Origin of the sequence: Marinobacter sp. P4B1 (assembly GCF_001447135.1) — a bacterium.
Classification (GTDB): Bacteria; Pseudomonadota; Gammaproteobacteria; order Pseudomonadales; family Oleiphilaceae; genus Marinobacter; species Marinobacter vinifirmus.
In genome coordinates this window covers 186,419-203,182 of sequence record NZ_LLXM01000011.1, presented here as the reverse complement: position 1 = coordinate 203,182, position 16,764 = coordinate 186,419, and the positions used below count along the sequence as shown (strand labels likewise).

Genomic DNA, 16,764 nt, shown 5'->3' with positions numbered 1-16,764 from the left:
CATGCTCAGAAATTCCTTGAAAAAATATAACTATATTGTACCGGACGGCCCATTTATTTCCTCTTGAAGCGTCTGGAGCACCGCCAGAATCTCCTCGAAATCCGGCACCTCACCGAAGATCATGTTTCCCATTGCGCGATAATCGGACCTGACCGAGACCAGCACATGGCCTTCAGGCACCAGCACCAAGGTACCTGGCTTTGCTAAGTCGTATCTGGCCCACCCCCGGGGATAGAATCGCTGCTTAAACGCCACTACGCTGGCCAGCAATTCTGGATCGGCCAAAGCTTTTTCCTTGACCGGTGACTGGGCCATCTTGGCCAGGTCGTAATAGTGGCGCGAATAGCGAGGTGGCTGTGCATTTCCCTCGGGGCGATGAGCCTCATGGTGCAGAATCGTAGCCTTCTCCCAAAAAGTGCGTTCCGCCTTGATGACTCTAACCGCACATTCTCGTTGCTCAAACACATCGGGAAAGGCCTCTGCTGCATAACAGCTGATACTGCGATCTTCATAAGGCAGCCATGACGCCAGTGGGCCGACTTCCAGGCGCACTTCGGAACGGAGGTAATCATCAGGATAGGCCGCGGGGTAGTTGATATCAATCACGAATGGATCATCGTCTACACGACAGTCACACACGCCGTCGAGTGCAGATTCGACCATTCTCAACAGTTCCCCGCCAATGTACTTTTGTGCCTGCTCGTTGATCGCCGCATTCAACTGAGCCTGTTTGGTTTTGGAGCGTTCAGCCAAGGGGTCATCGCCACCCAGAACACGCCAGTCGAGGACCAGGTCGATATCCTCCGAAAAACGTTCAATCAGGTTATAAACCTTCGATAGACTGGTGCCACCTTTGAACATTAGCAACCGCGCGAGATCCGGTTCCTGGAACAGCCGGTTGAGTACCCAGGTAACCCAAAAGTCCTTTTCGACAACAGCTGGCGTGGTGCCCTTCTGCGTCGCCGTCTCCGAAAACAACTCGCTACGTTGCTGCGCAGGAAGCCGGGCAACCTTATCCATCAGTTAGCCTCCTTGCAGATCCGTTTGATGGCTTCATAGATCCAGCCAGTGACCGAACGGGTGTCCTTGAGGATACGGTCACACGCATTGGACTCCAGCTGCTGGCGGATACGCTCGACCACCTTCTGGTCCACATGCTCCCGACCCAGCGCTTTCAGGGCCTGCACTACCAGGCCACTCTCCCGGTATTTGAAACCCACATCCTTCAAGGCGGATTTCTTGAACACCAGGGAATGCTTCCCAATTTCGTACTCACGGCCTGGACCGTCGGAGAGGTAAATCCAACGCCCCGGAACCTGGGTGGAAAGGCCCAGCAGATTGAGAGCCGCATCGCCGGAAGGTTGAATGCGCCAGTTGAATTTGCGAGCCAAAGCATGAGCCACCTGGTCGAGATCCGGGCTCAACTGACTGTCCAGTAGCTCGCTATAGCGAGGATAGTCGTAGACCCCTCGACAGACACGGCGAATCTTGCCAGCCTTGGTCAGGCTGGAAAGCGCCTGGTGGATATTAGCCTCGCCAAATTCGGCCACAAAGTCGGTCTTGGTAAATGCCCAACCCCTACCACGGCCATATATCCGTGAAATAACTTTATTTTCAATACCTTGTGACATATTCCAATGCTAGTATTTTTTAGGAAAACAGTATTGTTTTTCTAAAACAGGAGCTTAGCAGATCCACTGCACTATGTGCAGTCTTATGACGCAGCATCCTGAGCAAAAGCATCCCTGGGCACCCATATCCAGCCCTCACTTGGGGTAACGTCAGCCTCAGGCGGCATAAGAGCACTCCGCTTTTCCGCGAACAGACTGGCGACCAAGGCACAGGTCAGCGCATCTTCGCAGTCCGCATGACTGAGCGCGGGGTAAGGCCGGCGCAGAGCTTGAATGGTTTCTGAGCGTTTGCAGGCCGAAGGATAGGCCTCGATGGCGGCTAGATTCCTGCCATCACTCCAGACGCCGCACCCCACTATCTTCGGCACAAAACGCGCAAGGACGTGCATCCCCTTCGTGGCCTGGGAGCCGATCATGTCTTTAATGGCCGAAAGCGGACTAAGGCCTTGCTCAAACAGGTAATGCTCAGTGCGGCGAAACAGATAGGGATTGGTGTTGGATGCCTCAATGGAGGCTGCCGCCTTACTTTGGGTTACCAGCTGGATAAAGGCTTCGGAGAAACCCAGAGGGGTGTCAATGGCGAGGGTCACTGGACCGGATTCCGGAGATACCCTACTCCCACACAAATCGAACAGAGCAGCGATCCACTCCATACTCGTCGAACAGCTATTGATACACTCGCGAAGGTTGCCGCGCCAGGGAGTACCGACGATCTCATGGTTGGCGTCGAGAATCACGATGGCGTCGCGACTGTTCTGATTCTTGTCGCAATTCCAACCACCGACATCCCAGCCGATAAACGAAGCCTTTTTACTATTGGTGATGATAAAAATACCTTCCGTAACTATGTAGTTTCATTCCGACTTTTCAGGAACCGTTCCTGAAACGCACGTCGCCCCTGATCGTAAGGAACTGGATTAGTGGCATGAGGAACCGGTGCAGTTCTGTCGCCGATGAGGTAGTTGATCCGGTAAGTGCAGTTGCCAGACGGATGTAGCATTCCGCCAATCACCCGGTCATGTTTCAGGGCCCGTTCCTGAATCAGGCGGTCCAGCACCTTCTGGACCTGAGGTCCTAGCCCAACGAACACGGCATCCGTTAGCTCTTCGACCTCTGCCACGAAATTCTCCAACAGGTACTTTCTCAGCAAAGGGTGCTTGGTCATATCCGGGGTACCTCGATAATCCTTGTCTTTGACGAACACCGGATATCGCAGGAGGGATGTGGTCTGCACCAAATGGCGCGAGGTGGAGAACAGATCGGCCGCATCGCTCAGGTCGAGCCACTTGTGGAATCCCCAATGGTTAAGCTGATTAATCAGATTGCTACGCAGCGGCTCGCCACTAAACGCGCCGACACTCTTAGCGGCCTGGACTGCATCAAGACTCGACTTGCCGGCCTGAAGAGCGCGCCGCGCCTCGTTATTTGCATTGACCATCTGAGTGGGGCCCGGCGTGATCCCCACCAGAACGACTCGCGCACTCGGATTGATGTACTCGAAAGGTGCGTAGTAGATCTTCACATCGCCGCTTGCATCCATCAGTAGCCGCGGGTCGCGCACAACTGCGGGCGTCGACCCACAGAGAATCGGCGCATACCTTTCGATCAAGTCTGTTTTCATTGTTCTCAAATGTCCTCCTCCAAGACTGGAGCACCTTTTGGGGTCAGTCTGGAGTCCATACGCCCGGCCAGTCCCATAGATTTCTGCTCATGCCAATTCATTCCATCTCAAAACCCCGGGTACTTCCGCCAGATCCGTTGGTTCAACTCTTCGTTGTCGCTGTACTCGCCGATATCCCAATCTTTGAATGCGTAGAGATCTTCCGCCAGCTCGGTAATGACCTCGCGTAGCTCCAGCGGCTCCAGCCACTCGGCAGGTATCGCCTTCACGCCGAGCATCGCTCCCAGCAGGTTGCCGGTGATTGCTCCTGTCGAGTCCGAGTCACCATCATGGTTAACAGCCAGGATGACGCCATGTTTGAAGTTGCGTGCAACCAAAGAACAATAGATAGAGATCGCCAGGGCTTCCTCAGCGATCCAGCCCTGACCCAACCGGGCAATCGCTTCTTCGTGCGGCAAGCCAGAAACAACTAGCTCCTCAGCCAACTCAATAGCTCGCAGCGTTTCCTCATGGCTGGGCTCATCTCGAAGGATGGCTTTCGAAGCCGCCAGCGCATCAGCCAGCGAAGCACCGTCAGTCAGAGCCAGAATCAACACAGCCAGAACACCGCCAGTCAGTGCTCCAGTGGGATGGCCATGGGTCAACGCGGCCAACTCTGTGCCCAGTTGAAAGGCGTCTTGGGGCGATTCGTGCTGGCGCAAGCGCCAGCTGAACAGTCCTACTGGAGCAACCCGCATGACACCGCCGCATCCTTTGCTATCGTTGCGGGCTGGCTCCCCGAGTGAACTCATTGCCCGCAGTGCGGAGATACAGGTATTACCTGGCGCGCGGCAGCTGTGCAGCTGACGCTGCTGAAAGAGCCAACCTGGCTCATCGACACCGAAGTCGATGTCGCAGCTTGGACGTTCGCCCTGGGTCTGCAGCCAGCGCAAATAGGCATTGGCGGTCACCCCGGGATAGGTGGTAATACCCTTGAAACAGCCCCGCACCCAGCCTCGGATCAACCCCTCAGCGGTGAACAGGGTCATCTGGGTGTCGTCGGTGATCTTCCCCAGACCACCATAAACTGGTGCGTACTGGCTGATGCCCTTCGGGCCAAAGCGACTGAGAATCTCGGCCCGCTTCATGAACTCGACTGAGGCACCCAGGGCATCGCCGACCGCCCCACCTAGCAGGCAGCCTAGAAAGCGCCCCTGGACAGTGCGTCTTTGCTGACGTTTGCTGCGCCAAGCCGGTGGTACCAAGCCGTCTGTCGCCTCTGCTTCGCCAGTTTCGGTGTCTGGCTCCACGTCCTCTTCTCCGGACAACGCATAGTAGACGCCCAACTCCGTAGCCACGCGTGCGGCAGGCCGTGCAACAAGGTGAATTTGCTTTCGCCACTCAGGCACATCGGAGCCATCCCAGCTAATACCCAGACCTTTCTCCCAATAAGACAGATAAGCCTCACCTCTATCGGCGGCATAGTTGTTACCGTTGCCAGCGGAACAGTCGAGCGCATACTCCCAGTTGTTCTCGCGCATGCAGACACCGTGCTCTGGGTGTGGCACCTGCCCCAGCCCAATTAGGTATTCCGCGCTTTTGGCATCCAATGGGCGAAACACGGCCACACTCAAGCGCCCGTCATTCCGTGGGGTAATGGCAGCGATCAGAGCATCGCCACGTTGGATGGTAACCAGCTTGGTGTTCAGGTCCAGTGGACCGATTTCGAGCCACCAGTGGTCACCAGCGGCTGAAATCACCTCTCGGGCGTCGTCGGGAGCCAGCAGTTCGGCAATTCGGTCCATCGCGGGCTCGACTTCCTGCCATTGGACTCCACCATCCCGACTACGCTGTTGCAGGCCGTTCAGCAACACGGCCAACGGCAGATCCTCCTCTCCCGAAATCACTGACTGCAAGTCCGTCTGAGTTATGTAATATGGAATATCAGGCAATCGATACCGCTCCAGGGTGGCGGGTTTGAGGTGAAGCTCTACCCAGTTCTGCATGGTGTCTCCGCTGATCTTTGTCCCTCTATGTTATTTTTTGTCATCATGTGCATCAGTGGTCACGACACCTCATATCTGACCCTCAGACCTGCTTCCTCGAAGTGATATTTACCTTTGTGTTTTCTGTCATATGGATTTGGCAACAACCGGAATTGCGGGCTATCGGAGAGCGCATCCAGCACATGTAATATCACGAACTCTTTTTTCCTGCGATTTGCAGAATCGATGGCCAACTCCACCTCTGAAGAACCAAGCTCAAAAGCCTCATCTTCTGCCTGGGTTGCCTTCACCTCCACGTAATGGGTTTTTCCGTTCTTGTGGATTACAAAGTCACAGCCGTACCCGTCATCGGTAGTATTTTCTGTATACTTGTGCCGACTGTTCTCTGAAATCCAACTGCTCGGCCCCACAGTTTCAACACCGTAGAACTTTTGCAATGCTCGAAATGCATGGATTTCACCGGCCAGTCCGACAAGATCTTTCATGGCTTGACTCATCCGGCCCTTGGGTTTTTTCTTGTTTGTAGGTTTCTTATTGCCTTTCTTGCGCTTCTTAGAAGCCCCCTGCTCCTTTAGTTCTTCGAGATCAGTGAGATCTGCCGTCGCCACGCTGTCATCTTCAATAGCTCCGAGAATGTGATCCCAGAGGTTGAGTAAATTTTCCTCGGAATTTACAAAATCCATCCCGCATACTTCCACCGTCTTTTTCTGTAATTCTTGCTTTTGTTTCCGCTCTTCAAGTCGATCACGCGCCTTGGCGATCTCAGCGTCTGAGATCCCCAGCCTGTCCATCAATTCGCTCACAGTAGAGCTCATACCCAGCGCAGTCCAGAATCCCTCATGTACTTGAGACTGATTCAATTTCCCTACCAGCTTGAAGCACATTGCTTCGTTCCAGACATCAACAAATGCGGTTTTCGCAAAATCATCTGCCAGCTGTGTTTCAAAGATATCGTTATCTTGCCCCCACATCCCCACATCGGCGTTTTCCCTGATACACCAGGCTAAAGCAGATTTCTGGATACCCTCCAGAACACGAAAAAATTTCTTGCGGTTATCCGCATGAATTTCTATTGGATCGAGATCCGGCTCCAGGCCCAACTCATCAAGCTGATCACGCAGCTCCTCCACACTTGCCGCGCTCTCCACCAATGCAATCACATCTGAGTCTGTATCCCACTCAACCAGAATATCGCGCACCTTGTTCATCACCTCGGGAAAGGCCACGACCCAGTAGTGTTCCGCATACTCTCTAGGGCATTCAAGGCTCGACAGCTCGGCTTCGAAATCCTTAAAACCTCGAGATTCAGGATGCTTGCGTATCGTGTGCCGGATAATAGAACGCATTATCGTGCGGCATGAATCCATATGCTCCTGGAATTGCGCATTTGCCTGGTCGTTGGAAACCAACGATTCGCTTGATTGTGATAGAACCTTATTCCATTGATCGAGCTGCGCCTGATCTCCGAGGATTTCCCAGGCTTTATATCCCACTGACTTCAATCCTGCGGCGTCCCTGACAATGGACAATACGTCCTCAAGATCAAGCGGAGCGATACTGTATGATTGAAGGGCATCCCGGTATTGCTCGTCTGAAGACACCTCATCCAGAGGTGCTATATCGGCGTCGGTCTGCATAAGCAGAATCAGCGGCCTGACAAGTCGCACCCTCCAGGCAAGATCTCCTAACCAGCGCTGCTGAACCTCTTGATAATGATCTGCAGTAATGTGTAGCTTTCGAAGAGATGCACACACAACATCTTCAGATATTTCATCTGCGCTTTCATAGTCTCCGAGGACAAGCTTTAACGAAATATCTATATCACCACGATCTACTATGGATGCCAGCGCCTCGCTAAGCTGGCTCACTTCAGTCCGAGCATCGCTGATGGCCAGCAATGTGTTATCTTTTGCCAGCCATAATGCGGGCACTGGGGTTCTCGCTACTGACACGTCGCCATGCCATAGCCCAGCTTCTAGCGTGTCTACCCAAACTATTCGGGCTCTTCGCAATGCATCAATCGCCTTTGTGAATGTTTTCGTGCCTACCCCTCGACTCTGCCCTCTAGAGAAAGCAAATATTGAAAGAACGACCGGGATCAGCCAGGGCAATTCTTCGGATAGTTGTGGTGTATTTTCTTGTCCCTGCCACTGACTTCCATCAACAAGAGCTCTCGTGGTCAGCTCAGACGCAAGTCGTACACCATTCCCGTATGCATTCTGAAAATGGTCTTGCAGGCGTTTTGCATCCTTCGTATCCATCGCAACAACAGGCTTGGAATGTAATTCCAGTCCACCATGAACAGCAGAGGTAGCATCTGGGAGGTATACGGCCTCCTCTTCGGATGGCGTTACAACGATCAGTGATCCGGAACCATTCTGAACAATGACGCTGTCCGGGAATACATCTTCTTCATCCGGGTAGAACTGACCCCAAGCAGTCCTGACCTGGCCCAAAAAGACGCTCGAATTCGATATATCAATCGCTGGATCTTGTAAGGCAACAGCCAGATCATTCAGCAACCTTGGATCTGCCGTTTCTTCCTCGGGATCGTAGCTAGGCATACCCAGCTCTTTCATTGATGCAATGAGCCCTTGATTCCTGCTTAACACGGAAGCAACGGAAACCGGCATCGGCATAAGGTGAGAGAACTGATGCAGTCCTCCAATCAAGGCAGGAGATGGTATATGCCAGCGATCCGAGGGACGGAATCGAATCGATTCCTCATCAGTCTCACCTTGCATCCATTTCGTCGCCCTTAATGAGAATGCAAGTGGTGAAACCGATGAATATCTATGTGCTTCGCCCCCGATCTTGCGAATCGTGGCACTCTCCCAGTTTTTCCACCGCTTCTGCCACGATGGAATGGAAACCAACAATAATTCCATCAAAAGCTTATGGGCTGCATCATAAAAGCCTTCCAGCTTTTCGAAGCCTGGCAGAGCATATACATCCTGTACCTCGTAGCTGAACTCACCGGAATAACGTGGGCTTTCGGTATTTTTAATATACTCTCGATAGGCATCCCAAACATCAGGGCTATAGCCTGCTGGACCCTTTTCGGGCAGCTTCACTCCCTTCCAATGCGCTATGGTGAATCTTGCGTCCCAGTCTTTGCCTGTTACAGGCACAAGCCGAATTCCATTGAACGCGCCCGCTTTTTCCAGAAGATCTACCGAGGACAAGCCCATGCCACCCCACAAGGGATGGTCTGGTGGAAGCAGCAGGCGCTTTAGCGCATTACTGCATTCGGGAGTAGCTGTACGTCGAAGATAGGCATCGAGTTCCGACCCGCTCTTTCCTGGCCAACCGGGGCCGAAACTTGTCTCATCTATTGGAAACCATCCGCCAATACATGGCGCCGATAGCTTACTGAGCAGGCGTATGGGCTCCTCCATACTGTGCTTCGATGCTTGCAGTAGCCTCAGGCCCCATTGAAGGATATCCCGACACAACTGTGAGTCGGGGCCATCAATATCATGCGGAAGCTTGGGCGTGGCTTTCACCAGGACGCCACTGAATATTCTTTCTACCCCGTAGGATTGCACCAACCCTGTAGAAAGATACCTGTGAACAGCAGTCGTCTCGACACCACCCTTGGCTCTGGGGATATGGGTTTGAATATCCTCATTAAGAAAAGCGATAAAAGGCCTCAGGTTTTTGGGAATGTCGTCAATCCCGCCCTCAGCCAACACCTCATCATCGGAACCACTGCTGCGAGGCCGGAAGAAAACCGAACACCGATCGTCACAAGAATGAAGTTGATTGTCAGTTCCTAAAAGAACGCTTTTGCCAATGAGCGGCTTGGTATCTTTTCCGAACAGAGACTCCACGTCTTGCCAGAATCCACTCCAATCAACCGGCTCCTTGGATTCATGTAATTTTCTTGCTATTGCTTCTATCGTCGCCGCGTTATCATCTGGCATCGCTTCGGGGCTGATGTTGACTTCATCAAATATCCTTCTTATTCCCGACTCTCGTTCTCGAAGAGCCTGAACGAATACCGGGTATGTTGCTTCGGAACGTAGTAGCGAGGCCTTGATGACAACATCCGATTCGAGTGCCGGCAGTAGACTGGTATAAACAAGGCTACGCCAGCCTTCATCTGACAGCGCAATATCCTGGCTTTCTATTTCAATTTCTCTGCCAGAAAACACTTCCCCGAGAGCTGCCCACCAGCGTTGCCCCTCATCACTATCCGTCGGAGCCAATATGTCGATAATTGCTGCTGCTTCCCCCTCTCCCTTACCTGACAGGCTTTTCAGAATGACATCAACCCCTTTTTCGGCAATCGTTCTTAACAACAGCGAATTTAGTGGATTTTCAAAATCGATATCAGTACGGCTCATATCACCGAAGAATGGCGCGCTAAAATGTGCTGCACACCCACTTGGAACCTGTGTTGGCAAATAGATATTGAGTACACCGTCGTCAGGTTCACTACCTACTTGCACCGCTATTTCAACGGTTGCCTCATCGACTTCCGGCCACTTGCCGGGCAAATCGGCAACAGCAGACTGGATCTCTTCCTTCTCACTCGGGTTTTTTTCTCCACCGACGGTTCTTTTCCACAACCAGTACCGCCTGCTGTAATCTTCCCTCTCCTCAGTCTCAGGATCATCCGCGGCTATCTGAACCTCGAAGCCTCCTTCAGGATCGTCATTCCGGAATATCTGTTCTCTTTTGTAGCATCTGTCCTGGCTATTAGTTGCGAGCCGTAACTCATTAACCCGCTGCAAGAAGATAGCCGTACTTTCGTTCATTTCCTCCAGCTTATTAGTTGCGATCTCCTTTGCACGATCATTAAGGAAAGGCAATCTTATAACTGTTGAAAACCCTCTCTGCTCGAAGTCCGCCACCCTTGGCGCTGCTTGCTGCGTATCCATGGGAATTGGCAATGCATATGGAGATAGAAAGGCCAGTTCTTCACGCAACCAGTCTTTCGAGAAGGACCGGCATCGTTCCCGAAAATATTCGTATCGGGCATCATCCCACTCCAGGAGCCGGCCCCCGATGGCCTCTGGTGATTCAACGCTGTTGTCACCATCAACAACACGACGTATCGGCCCCTCAAACATTTGAATTACGTCGGGCCGAAAGCTGAAGCAATAGCCGTCGAAGCTTGAGCTTTCTCTTTCATTGCGCGAGTAAATTTCCGGCGCCTTGGTTATTTCGAGAACACTGCGAAAACCAATTCCCTTGTTTCCGATAGATTTCTGAGGATCCTTATCGCTCTGCCCGAGATTTGAAAGCGCCTTAAAGTTGGATGGAGTAAATGGCTGGCCATCGTTTGCTATGTAAAGAGCGCCATGTGGGTGTTCATCATCCGCCAGAACAATCTCGATCCGTTGTGGTGTCTCCATGACGCCTACTTCGAAAAGCGCATCGTGTGCGTTCTGGATGAGCTCGATCAGAAAACGCCCGTGATACTGATGTTCTACTTGCTCAGTAAGATTGTGCAGACTCCGATAGCGAGAAGTACCATTTGAAAGCTCATCCAAGAAGCTTCTTATCTCTCCCAATGTCTTGTCGATGACTTCTTTACGAGACATGAGTTCTACACCAGAGGTTTGTATATAATCTACGCACGTGAGAGCACCACCTCACCACGCCGTATCCAGTTAATCCCCGTGCCCAACACCTGCTTCCCAGCGTTTGTGAGGGCGTTGGCATAAGACTCAAGCTGTGGTCTGTAATTGATAAACGCTGTCTCCGGATCATCGACCTGATCGGACTTATGGTCGATCACCCAGATGCCTTCCGTAGTTTCCACAATCAGGTCGGCCATTCCGGATACGACGGTCCCCCGCTCGTCCAGCGCCAGGATTGGCTGCTCCCGCAGCACCGAGGTACCGTCAAGGTGATCCGCCAACCAGGACTCGAATTGCCCCACGGCGGCAGCGATCTTTTCTAACCCATCCGGCTCGATTTCCACACCGGTAATCTGGGGGATTCTCTCCTTGAGGTCGGGCTTCGCTCCCAATACCTCGAAACATCGGTGAATAAAGGTTCCGAAACTCATCCCTGTCAGACCGACATCAATCTCTAATCCCGCACCGTACCGCTCAACGAGCAAACCTGCCCTAGCCTGCGCATCGGCAACCACTTCCGTTGTTGAGGGCGCTCGGCTGTCCGGGGTAAGCATTTCAGGGAGCGCACCAGCTTGGATCGCACGCCGGCCCGTGACCGGCAATTCCGAATCCTCCAGAACAGCGCCGATGTCGAGGTCATCCGGAAACTCAGCCGGTCCCTCGATCACGGTACAGGGAAAGTCCTGTTCACCGGCCTGGATGTTTTCCTCGTCCAACGAGAGGTCACAATCCTCCGCTAATATCGACCAATAGGTAATCTTTGGTGTTTTCGCCTGCGCAAGATAACCCGGCCACTCCAGGACCATCTTGTCCCTGGCCCGTGTCAGCGCAACGTACAGTAGCCGTCGTGCCCCGATTTCCTCAGCGTTCTGCAGCTCGGCCAGGAACCCATCGTTGGTCTCCGAAGCAGCGAATGCCGGGGCGTATTCAATCCGGGCATGCTCGAGCAATCGCGACAATTCGTCGAAGGTGCTGTAACCCAGTTCGACGTTGGGTAACCGTGCCTTGATCTCCCGATCGAGTCCACATACCGCGACCACCGGCCACTCCCGCCCCTTGGAACCATGCCAGGTCGTGAGCACGATCGCGTTTTCATCGAGTACCCGAGGGTCCGGCCGCTTGTCGCCATCCTTTTCCTCTACCCTGGCAGCCATCCAGGCCAGGAAGGTTTGAATTCCGGAACCGTGAAAACCACCGTTAGCCAGTGCTTCGCGGTTGGCATCCATGAACTCGCCCGCCTCCGCCAGTAGACGCAGCAGGTTCGCACGAGCCTGTTCCCCATCCGACCAGAGTGCCACCACGTCGAATAGGCCCAAGGCGCAAATCATGTCCGCGACCAATGCATAAACGGTTCGCTCAGTTACCCCCTCTGCCAGTTCGTCAAGCCTCGCAAGCAACGGCTCGTCAATACGACCTTGATCCATCAGCTGGGCCAACGCGTCCTGGAGGCTAAGGGAACCCAGCTCGGTCACCGCCAAGTACAACGCCGCGTGGCGATCCGCAGGATTGGCCAAGTAAGCCAATGCGTGCCAGGCAATCTGCACGGGCCGCGAGGAGAACCAGCCATCCGCCTGCAGCCGTACGCGCAGTCCTTGCGCACGAAGCACTTCGGCGTACGTGGCCAACATGGGGTTGGTCGGACAAAGTACAGCGATATCGCCCCCACGAAGCCGCCGGAGCTTCTTCGTTCGCCGATCCACAATCTGTTGATCGCTATCATCGAGCAACGCTTTCAAATGCTCGCCCACGGCAACAGCGCGTATAGCGTGCTGACCCTTCTTGGCCTTCTTCGGGAACGACATCACATCGAGCGGCGCGAGGAGGCTTTCCTCACTCTGCGGTTCCAAAGCGACGTAGGCTTCGCGGAACAGGCCAGGTCCAAGCGCATTGACGAAATCCATCAGCCGGGGTTGTGAGCGCCAGTTCCGGGTTAATGGCTGCAAGGCTTGCGGATGTTGACCTATCAGGGCCTCGAATAACCTCGGATCGGCTCCCTGGAATCCCATGATGGCCTGCTTCAAATCGCCGACCACGATTGTCGGGACACCGGCCTCTTTCAATTGCCACAACAAGGCGAACTGCAGCGGATTGGTATCTTGAAACTCGTCGACCACCAGGCAGTCCACACGTTGTACCAGCGTCTGAAGTACATCGGGACGCGAGCGGAGCAGCTGACCCGCCATAGCGATCATGTCGCTGTAGTCCACCAGTCCCGCCTCATGTTTGGCCTCGGCGTAGTGGACCAGCACTTCCTGTCCCGCCGACAAGAGTGCCTGCACGTGTGCATTCGCATGTGCCAGCGGACCTGGGTGGCGCGGTAACTCGTTTGCCGCCGCCATAACCGCGGACGACAGCGTGTCATACCTTTCCGGCAGTTCCGTCCCTCGCTTTGACTGGCGCAGCTCACGCAAGCCTTTCCAAAGTTTCCAGTCCCTGTCCAGGGCGTCCCCCTCGAGGGCCCGGTTCAGGTTTTGAAAGTCGTTGAAAAACGCCTTGGTCGCGGCAGCACTGGTTCCGTATTCCCGATCGAGGATTTCCGGATACGCCTCAAGTAAGGCCTCGACGCTTCGCCGCAGGGCAAGACTCAGCGCATCGCCATCCGCGGTCGGCCCGTAACGTTCCGAGATCCATGCTGCGGCCTGGGTGGCGTAGACATCGGTGTACGCCTGCCAGCCTAGCGACCGTAACAGCTCGACGATATGCAGCAGGTCGTCACGGAAACTATCCTCGGCGCTTTTTTTAGTGACGAAGTCATAGGTGTAACCATAGGCCGCGAGATTGGACATGATCTCGTCCGCCTTGTCCGTACGCGACAATGCCAGGCGGATCAGGGCATTTTTCTCATCTTCGTTAAGCAGTCGAGGCTGAGGCGATGAACCGGCTTCAAAGGCGAATTCCGTCAGCACCCGCAGTCCAAAACCGTGAATGGTGGAGATATAGGCCTGGTCGAGGCGCAGCGCATCTTCCGCTCGTCCCATGGCAAGCAATTTGGCACTGATACGTTCCCGCAGCTCGGCTGCCGCTGCTTCGGTAAAGGTCACCGCGACGATCCGTTCCGGCGCAATCAGGCCGTCGCGTACCCAGTCTCCCAATTGTTGCTGGATCGTGTAGGTTTTCCCCGAGCCCGCACCGGCAGGAATGACAGTCAAAGACGGTATAGTCATTGCGCTTCCTCCGCCTCACCCGCCACAGTGAACAAATCGATCAGCGGGCTGTTTTCCAAGGCGTAAGGTTTTATCCCGGCCTGCTTCTCGAAAAACTCGGCGTCACCCTCCCGATTGAGGCGTGCCTCGCCGGCACTAACCTCGCCAAGCCGCTGCTGAATCAGCGCCATTGCCCGACTTGCCACATCGTTCTCCAGCGTCTGCCAACCCGGGACGGCACCGGACTCCAACAGTACCGAATCGGACAGGGAAACCTGATCGTTCAGCATGTAGTAAACGATCCCCGTCCGGGCCGCACTACGAATCCTGCTCAGCAGCGTTTCGTCTGTGTCATCCTTGGGGCCACCACTTTCCAGCATTGCCCGGTAGAGGTTCGCCTGACAGTCGTAGCCTTTCTCCATGCGCGGCCGGCGACTCGTTGACTTTGAGCGTTTATAGTCCACGACCAACAACCGGTCTCCGGGCAAGCCCAAAAGCAGATCAGTCTGACCATGAATCGGGATCCCCGACCAGGTTCCCTGCAGCCAGGCTTCACTGGCGAGGACCTCGGCGCTCAATCGGGCCAGTACATCGCGCCAGGCCTGTGCGGCTTTGATGGTCTCGGCTGTAAAGTGCCGCCGTTCTACCTGCCATTGGGAAGACCGGAGAAAAGGGGCCAGTCGTCGGATGGCATCGTCCAGCAGGGTTTCCACACGTCCTGGAATCTCGCTTGAATCGGGCAGCACTTCCCCGGGGCGAAACATGTCTTCGAACACCTTGTGCGCAAGCGTCCCCAACAAGGCCACGTCCGCTGACTCCGGCGCCCACAGCAGAGGCTCTGCCTCGAGGCGGCGCAGCAGCCAGGCCAGTCTCGAGACCATCAGAGTCTCCAGGCTGCTCGGCGATTCAGGCTTTAACTGACCTTCCTTGTCAGTTCTCAGGGCCAGTAAGTCACGATCAAAATTCAGGTCTTCCGCGTGAAGCGTGCGCGGTGATTGTGGAGACGCAGGGGCAGCCAGGGCGAGGTGTCTAACCTGTGCACGATCATCGGCAGAATCCAGCTCGACGACCCTTTCGTCGGCTGAGTCCGGTCCGGTAAACAACTGGTGCATGAACACCAGGCTCTCCGAGGGCGATTGTCTTTCCCCTCTCGCGTCACGGCGCGGCACGAGAAAGGTCACCGATTCGGCGACAGCCCCCAACTGCCGTTTGAAGCGTAGACGCCGGTCTTCCAGCTCTTCCGATGGCGAGCTGACGGCAAGGCCAGTCTGCTCGCGAATGGACCCAAGATCGTCGGCCGAGAAAACCGGATCACTCGCCAGGGTTGATGGATAATGCCCCTGCGCGAAACCCAGGACGATCAAGCGCTTTACAGTTCGCCAGCCTTCCTGGGATTCTCGCCACACCGTCACGCCTTCGAGATTGAAGTCGGGTGACTCACCCGAGGTAATGAACCTCGGACTCACGGTTCTACGCAATCCCGCCCAGTCAACGGAGGCCGCGCCTTCCAGCGCGTCATTCAACTGTTCGACCGCTGCCTTTGCCTGTTGGATGTGCCCGACAAGATCTTCACCGCCTCGAAGCAACGACACGAATTCCGGCAACGCTTTGGCTAACGAGGCAGGCTCGCTGTCACCGTCCCGCAACTGATCCAGCATGAATCGCCCGTCCCGGCTGGTGGAGGACAACGGGCGCAACCGGTAATCACCATCCATCACCGTTTGAGCCAGCACCGCCCCTTCCTCACGAGACCAGGGCATCAATGGCGATGACAGGCAGATCGCCAGCGCCATGGCGGGCGCAGGCTTTTGCCGGCAATACAGAAAATGGAAGACAACTTCGCGGCCAAGATCACGGCGCCAGCGCTCCGCGGGCAACCCCGAAAGCGCGATGCCACCCAGAGCACACGCATCCTCCAACGCCGTGGCGTACTCGAAACTATCGGGGATCAGCAGGCCGATGTCGGCGGGTTCAAGGTCGGGATTCTCGCTCAGCATGGTCTGCACCATACCGGCCGCGACTTCTGCTTCTTGCAGGAAGTCCCGAGTGCCGACCCACTGTACCGATGTGTCTACCTCACCTTTGTCCGTGACTGCTTCGAACAGCCGCTCTTGCAGTACACGCAGGCCACTTCCTGGCTCCCCGGCGAAATCACTACCCAGCACTTCGTTCAGAATCTGGGGCAACGCTTCGTCGTGACGTTCCTCGGAGTGATCCGCGTCCTGATTCAGTTTTTCGATCAGTTCGGTTTGCCACCGGGTCAACCGGGGGTTCCCTTCACTGCGGTACACACGGATGGTATGGAGGGCATCGTTAGCATCAGCCGACAGCACCGAATGTATCTTTGACAGTTCCTGTGGCCATCGTCCTTCGAGCAACTTGGCCAGTCGGAACAGATCGTCGAGGTGCCGCCGTGGTCTTTCAGGAAGACCCTCCAAACCGGCAATTCCGATATCGCTCGTGGGATCGGTGGAAGATACGATCTTTATCAACGCCGATTTGACCGCTTCGCTGGTTTCTACAGGCGCAACCGATAGGCTCTCAGTCCAGAATGCATCTTCGAGCTCTTCCAGTGCATTCCTGAAGCCACTGTCGTCGTCATCGGTCGTTTCCGGTACCAGGTATGCACGACACGCCCATTCCATCAACTCCGACCATGTGCCTACGACCATACCGGAGCGCGCGCTTCGCTCCGCCAAGATGCGGCGCAGGCGGCGAGCCGCGCCAGCATCAGGTACCAATAGGTATTGAAGGTTTTGTCTAGACACTATTCTCTCTTTACCTGCTAAGTTC

General features: G+C 54.8%; 8 protein-coding genes. All 8 read right to left on the bottom strand.

Features of this window, described 5'->3' with window-relative positions:
• Positions 1–30: 30 nt before the first annotated feature.
• On the bottom strand, positions 31–1,020 hold the full coding sequence (locus AQ621_RS08650; RefSeq protein WP_058341139.1) for a nucleotidyl transferase AbiEii/AbiGii toxin family protein: 990 nt from the start codon (positions 1,018–1,020) through the stop codon (positions 31–33).
• Positions 1,020–1,631: a DUF6088 family protein gene (locus tag AQ621_RS08645; RefSeq protein ID WP_058341138.1), complete on the bottom strand. Its 612-nt coding sequence runs from the start codon at positions 1,629–1,631 to the stop codon at positions 1,020–1,022. Before AQ621_RS08645 ends, AQ621_RS08650 begins: the two co-directional genes overlap by 1 nt.
• 83 nt (positions 1,632–1,714) lie before the next feature.
• Complete coding sequence (locus AQ621_RS08640) at positions 1,715–2,221, bottom strand: hypothetical protein (protein WP_201785332.1); 507 nt, start codon at positions 2,219–2,221, stop codon at positions 1,715–1,717.
• A gap of 254 nt (positions 2,222–2,475) precedes the next feature.
• On the bottom strand, positions 2,476–3,261 hold the full coding sequence (locus AQ621_RS08635) for a hypothetical protein (RefSeq protein WP_201785331.1): 786 nt from the start codon (positions 3,259–3,261) through the stop codon (positions 2,476–2,478).
• 98 nt (positions 3,262–3,359) lie between these two features.
• On the bottom strand, positions 3,360–5,237 hold the full coding sequence (locus AQ621_RS08630) for an ADP-ribosylglycohydrolase family protein (protein ID WP_201785330.1): 1,878 nt from the start codon (positions 5,235–5,237) through the stop codon (positions 3,360–3,362).
• A 59-nt stretch (positions 5,238–5,296) separates the two neighbouring features.
• The gene (locus AQ621_RS08625) at positions 5,297–10,789 is read right to left on the bottom strand and encodes a sacsin N-terminal ATP-binding-like domain-containing protein (protein WP_058341136.1); all 5,493 of its coding nucleotides are present in this window, start codon (positions 10,787–10,789) and stop codon (positions 5,297–5,299) included.
• A gap of 29 nt (positions 10,790–10,818) precedes the next feature.
• Positions 10,819–13,992: a UvrD-helicase domain-containing protein gene (locus AQ621_RS08620; protein ID WP_058341135.1), complete on the bottom strand. Its 3,174-nt coding sequence runs from the start codon at positions 13,990–13,992 to the stop codon at positions 10,819–10,821.
• Complete coding sequence (locus AQ621_RS08615) at positions 13,989–16,739, bottom strand: PD-(D/E)XK nuclease family protein (protein WP_145840270.1); 2,751 nt, start codon at positions 16,737–16,739, stop codon at positions 13,989–13,991. Before AQ621_RS08615 ends, AQ621_RS08620 begins: the two co-directional genes overlap by 4 nt.
• Positions 16,740–16,764 lie beyond the last annotated feature (25 nt).

Excerpts from the sequence above, each read along its gene's own strand:
- AQ621_RS08650 (WP_058341139.1), bottom strand. The coding sequence starts at position 1,020 with ATGGATAAGGTTGCCCGGCTTCCTGCGCAGCAACGTAGCGAGTTGTTT.
- AQ621_RS08630 (WP_201785330.1), bottom strand. The coding sequence starts at position 5,237 with ATGCAGAACTGGGTAGAGCTTCACCTCAAACCCGCCACCCTGGAGCGG.
- AQ621_RS08625 (WP_058341136.1), bottom strand. The coding sequence starts at position 10,789 with ATGTCTCGTAAAGAAGTCATCGACAAGACATTGGGAGAGATAAGAAGC.
- AQ621_RS08620 (WP_058341135.1), bottom strand. The coding sequence starts at position 13,992 with ATGACTATACCGTCTTTGACTGTCATTCCTGCCGGTGCGGGCTCGGGG.
- AQ621_RS08645 (WP_058341138.1), bottom strand. The coding sequence starts at position 1,631 with ATGTCACAAGGTATTGAAAATAAAGTTATTTCACGGATATATGGCCGT.